The organism is Pedobacter sp. 01N416 (assembly GCF_056399685.1).
Genome location: NZ_JBFTRT010000247.1, coordinates 1 through 10,636 on the forward strand (window position 1 = coordinate 1; position 10,636 = coordinate 10,636).

Genomic DNA, 10,636 nt, shown 5'->3' on the forward strand with positions numbered 1-10,636 from the left:
CTCTATGGGTTTTCTGCCTGCATCGAGCACCAATCTTTTTCTTTCCAACACAGGTAACCCTTTTTTTATTCCAAGCAAACCGGCTATTTCTTCTGTAGCTGCTATCGCTTTTATTTCTTCCTGTGAGTACATTGGAACAATATTGTGGTCCATATCCAGCAAATCGTATAAAGGCTTTTTAAAGTCTTCATCTTTAGAAAGCCCGATACGGGGATGAAAATATGATTCGAAACAGACCATGGGACCATCATCAATACTGCGGATACGTTTAAGGCAGATTACATCGGTATCGACCTCTATCTGCAGATATTTTGATACTTCTTCGCTAGCCTTTTTTTTCTGCACATCGAGTACGAGATTTTTAAAAATCAATCCCATATCTTCCATTTCATGCGTAAAACTCATCCAGTTGGTGAGGTTAGTGGTTATTTTTCCTTGCGTAACCCTTGTTCCAACTCTCTTTTTCCGCTCCAGTAAACCTTCGTTTACCAGATTATTAATGGCCTGCCGAAGTGTATTTCTCGATATTCCCCATCGCATGGCCAAATCCGTTTCTTTTGGAAATAGTTCTCCATTAGCAAACTCAGGAAGCTGAATTAATTTTCTCAATTGCTCCTCTGCCTGAAAATGCAGGGGTATTTTACTATCATGATCCAACTGAGATATTTTGTTCATATGTTCATACATATTACAAAATTATAATATTTCACCATATTTCAATAAAAAAAATTAAACTACTTAAAATATTTTTTTCATTGGCTTTGAATATGATAAGCAAGCCTTATGGCACATTAATGGAATAGAAAGAAGCTCCTTCAGGAAAATCTTTACGAAGCTTCTATCCTGAATACTTTATAACCTGAGTTCGATTATTAAATTGTAAAAATAACTATCAGACAAGGTTTATTCCTAATCTTATCGTCATGCTGAACTTGTTTCAGCATCTTTTTTGGCAGGAAAGACCCTGAAATAAATTCAGGGTGACGACCGACTTAACAGAAAACTTGATTAAAACGTTACAAAGTGAGATTTAATAATCGAACTCAGGTTTATAATACCTGTAATTGTATCACTTCGTTTATTTTAGTCTTGAACGAGATCTTATCCCCTTGCAAGCGCTCCGATTTTTTTCCGTTTCTGATCACGAGTACTTTCCTGTTTGGCCATGGGTTGACCAATACACAGGTTTTCCCTTTTTCACTAACGATGTTAACATTGGAAATGGTTTCATTTTTGCGATTAGCAGAAACCAGAAAAGCGCCCCACGTCCTGATATTCTCGAAACTCGCATTCTGGCCTTTTGGTAAACCATTGAATAAACGGATTACATTGCCTGCACTCATGCAAAGCATTTCGTTAAGCGCATTGGCCACGGTACAGCTGTTTTCAATCCCGTGTGGATTATTTAACTGGAAACCGTTGGGATAAGTATGCTGCGCATATTTGTGCAATTCATTTAAAACAACAACAGGATCGTATCCGATCCGGATTGCCGCCATAAAAAAACTACTGCTGGTATTCATATCCTGCCAGCGTTTCATCTCATCAATGGTATTGTTGGCAACAGTTAGCATTTCAGGGTTGCTATCCAGATTAATCGCATTTGAGGGATAAATATGCTGTATACCCAAGCCGTTGTCAGGCCACCAGTCTACTCCCTGCTCTGTATAACGGAATACTTTTTTGCCGTTGCGCAACTGTGTAGGGAAGTCGCTCAGCCGTGCTAAAATATCCTTCCATTTTTCATGCCTGCCTGCGTCTATTTTTAATGAAGTACTTAAATCCATAATCAGCTCAAACGCATTTCGAACGAGTCCTAACGACAAAATCGGGTTTTTATCATGTCCTGATCCTTCATGGATGGCATCGCCATAAATAACATACCTGCCATTTTCAAGTTTCAGGTAATCCTCCCAAAAATCTACAATGGCTAGTGCATATGGATATATTTTTTTACCGTATTTTTCATCATAGGTGCAGCGCCATTGTTGTGCCATGTTAAGCAGTCCATAGGCCGCGTTTGAACGTTGACCAAAAAACAGTCCGCCTTGCTCAATATCTCCATGCTGCAGGTAACCTTTTGAAGGAAAATCTTTGGTAACTTCAATGCCCAGTGGTCCGATACCGACGGGAAACAAAATCCCGCGGGCGTTACTGATATTTTTTGCATACCATTTCCCTCTGGCTATAAAATCAATAAGCGGTGCATCATGCGGCTCGCCCTGCGCCAAACGGTTGGCTGAATACAGTGCATAAAAAGGAGCCTGAAAATTATAATTTAAATGATAATCGCCGTTCCATCTAGGTTTATCTGTGGTGGTGAAACCGAATATCCCTGGCGGGAATGTCAGGTCCCGGCTGCAGGCAGCCATGGTATACAAACCCTGATGATAAGCTTTCATCAATACAGTATCTTCAACGGTGATATTTGATTTTTCCCAATAGCGCTCCCACCATGTATTGTGTTTATCCCATACCGATTTAACCGAGTTTTCATCCAGTTTAGTTATCCTGTTCAGAACATCACCTAAAGGGTGCTGTTTTTTAAATCTGCTTTCAATAGCAAGTGCTACTATTATTTTCTGTCCTGGCTGCAAGAGGATAATACTATCCCTGTGATTGATTGTTTTTAAGGCCACAGACACTTCGGTCTTAATATCAACGCTATCTTTAAATGAGCGTGTAAGCCAATAAACATTGTTGGTTTCGCCTGTTTTCAGTTTTGCTTGAGGGTTTTCAGGAGCATTCAGGCGAACAGATACCTTAGCTGGTTCTTCAGRTGTACTTAATTCTATAAAGATCAGATTTTCGGTTGCCGATACCCACGACCGTGCTGTTAAGCTTTGCTTGTCTTTTTTTAACAAACAGGAAGTAACGCCGTTTTTGAGCGACTGTCCTGCTGAAAAGTTATCATCCGTAAAACCTTCGGTTTTAATATCCAGAAAACCAATCACACGTGGCCCTGAAAGTCCATCGCCTTTTGATTTTAAACGCCAGAAATCGTTCTTTGAAAGGTAATACCTTAAACGGCCCTCTTTAAAACCAACGCTCATCGTTACATCACCGTTACCCATTAGCGGTGCATCGATTGAAACATCACTAGGTGTACGGCCAGGTGGTTTTGTCCAAATGTTCTGAGACCACGCGCTCAGGGAGCATATTATTAATAAAAAAACAGGGCTTAATACCTTCATTATTCAATTTATTTACCCAAAGCTACTGTTATTTGGTCATTGCTTTTCATCATCATTCCAGACTGGACACCCTGCATTCACTAACTTACTATTTGATAATGAGAATTGTTTTGGGGCAAGAGGAAAGTTTGAGGTAAATATGCTTTTCAGTTAAATGACTTACAATCTCTACATTCAGGAGAATTGCAGACATACCGCTTTCATCTAATACCAGTTGTCCTTCTGTTAAGGATTCAAATTCGTCGATCGACAAATCCCTATTGATCCTTATTCCCGAAGACATAACATTTTCTTCTATTTTCTCGTCGGGCTTATATATATATCTTGCTCTTTTCATCATTAGGGGGTTAAGTAAAGGAAGAAGTAGACGTTCCCTGAAGTTCGGTAAGCTTATTTATCAGTTAACAAAATGTAAGCAGGACGTATTCATCCTGCCGCATTTGCCAAAACGGCCACCGGGATGGTTTATTTATTTTTCCTTAAAGTTGCTACAAAGAACCAGTACTGAAGATAAACCAACTCTTAAAACCTCCGGCTTTTATCTCTGACCAGAGCTAACTCATATTGTGGTAAACCCATATACATCCTGGTGCAACTACCTTTAATTTGATTATTTGTGATGTTTTTTTTGCATTTGCTTATTTTCGTGAATAAATTAGGTTATATTTATATAGACCAAACGCCCTCGGTCAACCAAAAAACAACTAACCAGCATGCAGTATATTTATGAGAACTTCACCTTTCCACCCGATCAATCCTTTACGGTACGTTCGGAAATACTGGAAATAAAAAAATATGCCTCATTAAAATCACATGTTAATTTTGAAATCGCCCTGATTGAAAATTGCTGTGGAAAACGTTTTGTAGGCGACAATATTGAAGACTTTAGTGGAACAGAACTCGTTCTTTTGGGAAGTTATCTGCCACATTGCTGGCAATATTATAGTACCATTAATCCTAATGCTGAACCCAAGGTGATTGTTTTGCATTTTTTCCCTGATTTTCTGGGAAAGGAGCTATTAACCAAGCCCGAGGCAGCCGGTTTGAACGAACTTTTCAAAAATGCGGCAAAAGGCATTTTATTTACCGGAGCAACGATTGGGAGAGTCAAAACAATCCTGAACCAAATGTTATCTGAAACAGGCCTTTACCGTGCGGGCTTAATGCTGCAGCTTTTAGATGTGCTTGCTGGATCTGACTCCTATAAAACACTCTCTTCGCCTTCATTTAGTATTGTCGAAACTTCGAACGAGGCAAACAAAATTAACCGTGTATTCGATTATATATTTAAAAATTTTAAACAAGACATATCATTGAACGATGTGGCCGATATTGTACCCATGTCTACAGGTGCCTTCTGCAGGTTCTTTAAACAAAAAACCAACCGCACCCTAGTAGAGTTTATTAAAGAAATAAGGGTTGGGCACGCAGCCAAATTGTTAATGGAAGGCAATTATAATGTAACGGAAACCTGTTATCAAAGTGGTTATAATAACATTTCCAATTTCAACAAACATTTTAAGGATGTAAAAGGCTTATCGCCAAGGGAATTTATCAAACAGTATAAAATCAGCGCTTAATTTATTAACCTGAACTCAATTAATAACATGCCCTTTAAATACTTCTGTAGATATTTTCAACTCACTGCCGTCACCCTGACCTGTAGCGCAGCGGAAAGCTACGCAGTAAACCGAGCCTTAAGCGAGCTCACCCAAGGTAATTTATTTCAGGGTCTATCTAGCAGGAAGGATGAGGTTGTATCATAAATATAGATTTGTCATCCTGAGCTTGTCGAAGGACCTGTTAAATACGCTTTAAAGTGTTTCGACAAGCTCAACATGACAACGTCTGAGGCGAAATCGCCTTTATGATACAACATCATGACGATCGCGTTAGGGAAATGAATCCAAAAATTGATCACAATGTGTAAATATAATCGAACTAAGGTTATTAGTTGCTGAACTTATAAAAAGGAATAACCTCAACCCATTTCTGCCCTGGTGAAGTGCCGTTAACGCCCTTCTGATAGTTATTCATTAATTTATTCCATTCAGCACAGCGGGGACTAAAAGATTCAGACAACTGGCTCATTTTATTTAGATCGGCACCTTTTGGAAAGGTAACCCGCATCACAATAAGGTCGTTAAAACGGTATAGGCTAATGCTTTTAAATCCAGCTTTTTTAAATCCCCCCTCTACCTCCGGCCATATATTCTTGTGGTATTTCAAATATTCCTGCAGTTTTTTTTGATTATCAACCGTGTTCACCACAAATACTTTTTCGGCATATTCAACCTCTTTACCTTCATGACCCGGATAAGAGCAGCCTAAAAAGGCACATCCAAAAATTACGTATATAAGCAGAAGGAATACATTTTTCATTTTGATTTAGTTGAAAAGTAAATAAATAAAAATCATGATCACCGCCAGGCAGAGCCACCTTAACCATATTGGTTTTGAGCTGTCGGCTACCTGAGTTTTAGTTTCGAGAAGTGATGGCTGCACCTGTACCACCGGTGGTTTTGYAATTAATGTTAACACTACAATGGCAACACTTAACGCCATAAATATATAAAATGATAATAGCAAAAAATGTGGCCAATAGCCTTTGTATGGATAATTTAATACGTGACAGGTACCTAGCACTAAACAGAGGAAACCTCCGCCATAAAGCACCGTTTCTACTGAAATGCTGTTTACACGCTTCCAGATGATTCCGGCCAGAAAAACTACTGCCAATGGTGGCGAAAGGATGGAAACAAGGCCCTGGCTTAATTCGAAAAAGTTTTTGCCCGAATAAGAAAAAAGCATTGCAATACCAACCCCGGCAATTGCAGCCACAATGGTAATCCATTTGCCCATTTTTATCTGTTGTTTCTGAGTAAGTGGTTTAAACTGCGGAACAACATCCAAAGTAAAAACGGTACAGAAGGCATTTAAACTCGAAGATACCGTATCTATCAAGGCTGCAATCAATGCGGCAATGCTTAAGCCGAGCAGACCATGCGGCATCAGCCTTTTAATCATGGTAATATAAGCCGTATCAGGCTGTGCCGTATCTTTAAATAAAACATAACACATTACACCTGGAAGTATAAATATGATTGGCATTATTATTTTAAGCGTGCCAATAAACAAAGCTCCGTATTGTCCTTCTTTTAAATTTTTCGCGGCCAACATCTTTTGCACAATAGTCTGATCTGCACACCAATAGTAAATTGCAACAACCGGATAACCTAAAACAATCGACACCCATGAGTATTCCGGGTGTGATGCCGGCAGAAAAAGTTTCCAATAAGATTCTGGTGTCTGGTTAACCAAAGCATCTATGCTTCCAATTTTCTGAAAGCCCAAAAWGGTAAGTACGATAGAGGATATAATAATAATGATAGATTGAAAAATACCTGTACGTACCACAGCCTTCAAACCACCAATAGCGGTAAAACTTGTTGCCACAAATGCAATTATGATAATTGCGGTAAATAACGAACAATCAAACACCCCTGAAATGAGCAGGCCTCCGGCATAAAGGGCGCTTCCAAGCCATACCACCAATATCGAAATCAGGCTGTAGATGACCAGAAAATTATAAGACCGGTTACCGAAACGGATCTTTAAAAACTGTGGGATAGTTGATATTTTGGCTTTAAGGTAATAGGGCAGAAAAACCATGGATAATAACATTAAAAATATCCAGGCCAATAATTCGAAATTACTGCCCACAATGCCATGTGAAAAACCAATGCCAGCAAAACCGATCAACATCATCGGGCCGGCATTTGCACTAAACATAGAAAAGCCGATCTGCCACCATTTCAGGCTTCGTCCTCCTAAAAAAATATCCTCATCATTTTTTTCCTTTTTACTAAAACGGAAGCCAACAAAGAACAAGACAAGGGCGTAAAGGCCCAAAATTAAATAATCTATATAGTTGAATGATAAACTCACTTCTGGTTCTTTTTTTACATGGATACTACGGGGGCATATTTCGGAACATCTTGTTGTTCCCATAACTGCTCCCGGATGATCTTATTTTCTTTTTTACAATATTCCCAATCAATCCTTACGGGCAGTCCTTCTATTTCAGGGAGAAAAAATCTGCCGTTCTTCCATTGCGGTTTAACCAGAAAATATTTTTCCAGTCCGTACATAATAGCATACAGGTATTCGATCATGGCATTGTTGTTCGCGGTGGTCATTAAGAAGGTTGAATACAGCGAATATCCTCCTGAAGAAAACTGTAGTTTTTCCGTTTCGCAAAGATCTCTTATTTCTAACCATTCTTTAATACCTCCCAACTGCGTGGGAACAGGCTGCAAATGTTTCACTCCGCTATTTACCAGTGTCCTGAAAATTTTCGAGGTTCTTTCTGATTCCCCATAAGCTATGGTAAGAGCGGTTTTACCACAGAGCAACTCAATCTGATCGTAAGCGGCCGAATGGATCGGTTCTTCCAGCCAATGAATATTTTCTTCTCCAACAGCATCGATAAATGTAAATACCTGGCCACAAGACCAAATCTGATTGGCATCTACAGCAAGCTTAATTTTAGGCCCAAGGAGGTTTTTTACAAATTTTACCCGTTCTATATCTTCATTCAACTTCTTCCCAAAATCCTTTCCCACCTTCATTTTGTAACAATCAACCCCCGCATCTATAAATAGGCCAGCTTCTGTTTCTAATTCTTTCAGGCTATAATTTGTTCCGCCACCGCTTCCATACATTTTCACATCGCTGCGAAGAGCTCCTATGTATTGATGTAAGGGAACTTTTTTGCGTCTGGCAGCTAAATCGTACAATGCCATATCAATTTGGCCGAGTAAGGCCGAGGCGGCTCCCTTAAATCCTTCATTCCGGATAGACCAGTATAATTTTGGATAGAATTCCTGATAAGGCATACCTTTACTATGGAATAATATGGGAAACAGGCATGTCTCCAGTATATTGGTATAGCTGTTGTATATGGGCGCCTCTCCAATATTTCCGTCTGCATCCTCAATGGTAATAATGGATATCGAATAGTGCGGGAAGGGGCCCATAGTAGCATCCTGAAACGGAGTTATGGCCTTAACCTTTTCTAAAACCCTTATCCGAATCTTTTTTATATCAAAAATCTCGTTGTCTATATTATACATCTATCGTTGATTTAGCGTTTTAAGTACCTCAGCATATACTTCTGGAGACAATCGACCTTTCTCTATTGCCTTAATTGTATCTGTTAACTGTTTTTTATCTGTTGCGCCCATAACCACTTTAAACTCCCCATCAATTGTAAAAAGAAATCGGTGGGCCAATTCATGGAGCGGCATATGGTACTTCTCGGCAATTGTATTTATCTTTTTAGCCTGTGCTACACTATCCAAATCAAGCCAATACGGTKAAGAGGCTGTAAATTCAGAAAATTTAGCCCCGAGCAGCCCCATATTCAAAGGGCTTGCCGCATAATATGCCTTATTGTTTTGGGCGCAAAAAGGAATGATCGTATCCAAAGCTTCAATTTTGCAGGCATTAAGCTGGTTAAAGCCCATAATTACCTCGAAGAGATCTGATTGAAGATAGGGTTCTAGCCATTGCGGCGGATTTCCACCTAAGCCAATTTTTTTTGCATAACCCATATGCTTAAAGTATTCCAATTGCTTTAAAACTTCTTCTATATCGGACTGAATAATAGCATCTGGATCATGAAGAAAAAGAATATCGATAGTAGGGATTCCAAGTGTTTCTAAGCTATTTTCTACACTTCTCAACATCCCTTCAGGGCTAAAATCATAGTCACCATCGTCAACAGCATAACATTTCTTACGCCCAACTTTGGTGCTGATCTGTGGGCGCTTACCTTCCCATAGGCGGAGCACCTGCCCCAATATATCTTCAGCATCGCCATATGCCGGTGCCGTATCTATGGCTTGAATGCCTTGTTCGAGTGCTGAAAAAATGGTTACAGCCGATTCCTCAGGTCGAATCTTCCCCCAGATCCCGCCCAAGGCAGCAGTTCCCAAAATTACATTGTCTATTACTGAGCCTGTCATTATTTAATTTATTGACGATAATATGTTACCTATAAAACTGTAATGCCGTTTGAAGGGCTAATTTTTACCTGAATGGTTTCGCCTGCTTTAACCTTAACTTTAGGCCAGCCTAAAAATGCGGTATAGCCCATCGGCTTTAATTTCTCTTTTTCTGTTTCTGCCATAACCGATACATCGGCGTCATATTGGGTAGAATTTTGGAGCTTTAAAATCATCCCGGAACCATCACCAGACAGGAGCTGGGCATTAACATGATCAAAAACGTACAATTTCTTCGTATCCACATTCAGATAAATTCCCGGTATTTCGAGGGCCATCAGCATACCATTTGTTTCGGTCCAGGAATTACGTGTTTGTATAAAGTTACCAATACTACCCTTTCCTTCCGCATCGCTCAATTGAATCCTTTCCATGGAAGAACCGATCAGGTAATTGGTTGTGATATGTCCGGGCATATTTATTGCCTCGGCGTGGGCATGCTGAATATCCCTGATCAGGTCGGCATACAGCACATTTCCTGTTGCCCTGAATAACTTGAAGATATAATCGCCAGAGGCTGTACAGATGCCTGGGGCTGCATGTTTGTTTTGAATACTTGCCCAAATGGCACCAGCCATATTACTCTTTAAACCTCCTATCGCACTTTTTGGTGGAAAAACCGGATCGTAAGAAAATACCCATGATGCTCCTAGTGCCGCCTGAACCTCTGCCCGGTCCAACCATTCCTTTTGTCCGGTATAATAGTACAGGGCCATTAATGATTCTAAAAACCCAAATGTAGATTCAGCATCTGCATCCTGTGATATGTCGCCGCAATGACCACCGGTTAATCCCTGTTTTTCTATATCTCTTTTGTAATAAAATTTTGCAGCATTGGCGGCAACCTCCATCCATTCTTTTTCCTTAAAATAATCGGAGGCCATAGCTAAACCTGCAGGCACGATTGCTCCTCCAGTTGAATTATATACAGCAATTTCTCCGGTTTCGGGAACAATGTACTGCCCAAATTCACCATCCTTTTTCCAGGTACGGACAAAAGCAGCAGCCAGCTTTCTTGCGGCGTTTTCCCATTCAGGCTTAATGCTGGTGCCATAACCCTGTGCCTTTAACAATAACAAGTGTTTGGTTAGCCAGAGCAGTGCATCTGCATTCTTTCGCACCATAGCTTGTACAGGTTTAAAGTTTGGCGACATTTTTTCAGGGATAAGCTCACCTGTTGCCTTGATCCCTCCAAAAAAGTATCCGCTTTTCCCCTGGAGTTTAGTTACCACAAAATCCAGTTCGGCCATCACTCTTTCGCGTTCCTTAGTCTCATTCAAAGCCAGCATGGGATAGGTAGTCATCAGTCCGCTCCCCCAACCCAGCTGAAAAATATTATTATTTTCTGGCAGATAATAAGAGCCCGCTTCGACC

General features: G+C 40.1%; 9 protein-coding genes. 1 reads left to right on the forward strand and 8 read right to left on the reverse strand.

Annotation, left to right across the window (positions count from 1 at the left end):
• From AC1DND_RS14685 to AC1DND_RS14695, 3 genes are all read right to left on the reverse strand, one after another.
• On the reverse strand, nt 1-675 hold a 675-nt coding region (locus AC1DND_RS14685), incomplete at its 3' end, for a GntR family transcriptional regulator (protein WP_477582658.1).
• Between the two features lie 374 nt (nt 676-1,049).
• Nucleotides 1,050-3,194 carry a glycosyl hydrolase family 95 catalytic domain-containing protein gene (locus AC1DND_RS14690; RefSeq protein ID WP_477582659.1) on the reverse strand — a complete coding sequence of 715 codons (2,145 nt, stop codon included), beginning with the start codon at nt 3,192-3,194 and terminating at the stop codon, nt 1,050-1,052.
• An 88-nt stretch (nt 3,195-3,282) separates the two neighbouring features.
• Nucleotides 3,283-3,531, reverse strand: a complete 249-nt coding sequence (locus tag AC1DND_RS14695; RefSeq protein ID WP_477582661.1) for a hypothetical protein — start codon at nt 3,529-3,531, stop codon at nt 3,283-3,285.
• Nucleotides 3,532-3,907: 376 nt separating this feature from the next.
• On the opposite strand from AC1DND_RS14695, the gene AC1DND_RS14700 reads away from it, so the two are divergent.
• Nucleotides 3,908-4,774: an AraC family transcriptional regulator gene (locus AC1DND_RS14700; protein WP_477582663.1), complete on the forward strand. Its 867-nt coding sequence runs from the start codon at nt 3,908-3,910 to the stop codon at nt 4,772-4,774.
• Between the two features lie 370 nt (nt 4,775-5,144).
• On the opposite strand, the gene AC1DND_RS14705 is transcribed toward AC1DND_RS14700, so the two are convergent.
• The 5 genes from AC1DND_RS14705 to AC1DND_RS14725 all read right to left on the reverse strand — a co-directional run.
• Complete coding sequence (locus AC1DND_RS14705) at nt 5,145-5,576, reverse strand: L-rhamnose mutarotase (RefSeq protein WP_477582665.1); 432 nt, start codon at nt 5,574-5,576, stop codon at nt 5,145-5,147.
• 6 nt (nt 5,577-5,582) lie between these two features.
• The gene (locus AC1DND_RS14710; RefSeq protein WP_477582667.1) at nt 5,583-7,142 is read right to left on the reverse strand and encodes a sodium:solute symporter family transporter; all 1,560 of its coding nucleotides are present in this window, start codon (nt 7,140-7,142) and stop codon (nt 5,583-5,585) included.
• 14 nt (nt 7,143-7,156) lie between these two features.
• Nucleotides 7,157-8,329 (reverse strand): enolase C-terminal domain-like protein, encoded by a 1,173-nt coding sequence (locus AC1DND_RS14715; RefSeq protein WP_477582669.1) that lies wholly within the window; start codon nt 8,327-8,329, stop codon nt 7,157-7,159.
• Nucleotides 8,330-9,223, reverse strand: a complete 894-nt coding sequence (locus AC1DND_RS14720; protein ID WP_477582671.1) for an aldo/keto reductase — start codon at nt 9,221-9,223, stop codon at nt 8,330-8,332.
• Nucleotides 9,224-9,252: 29 nt separating this feature from the next.
• Nucleotides 9,253-10,636 (reverse strand): hypothetical protein (locus AC1DND_RS14725; protein ID WP_477582673.1); only part of this gene is annotated, 1,384 nt, incomplete at its 5' end.

Coding starts and splice junctions, on each gene's coding strand:
- AC1DND_RS14695 (WP_477582661.1), bottom strand. CDS start 3,531: ATGAAAAGAGCAAGATATATATATAAGCCCGACGAGAAAATAGAAGAA.
- AC1DND_RS14715 (WP_477582669.1), bottom strand. CDS start 8,329: ATGTATAATATAGACAACGAGATTTTTGATATAAAAAAGATTCGGATA.
- AC1DND_RS14705 (WP_477582665.1), bottom strand. CDS start 5,576: ATGAAAAATGTATTCCTTCTGCTTATATACGTAATTTTTGGATGTGCC.
- AC1DND_RS14700 (WP_477582663.1), top strand. CDS start 3,908: ATGCAGTATATTTATGAGAACTTCACCTTTCCACCCGATCAATCCTTT.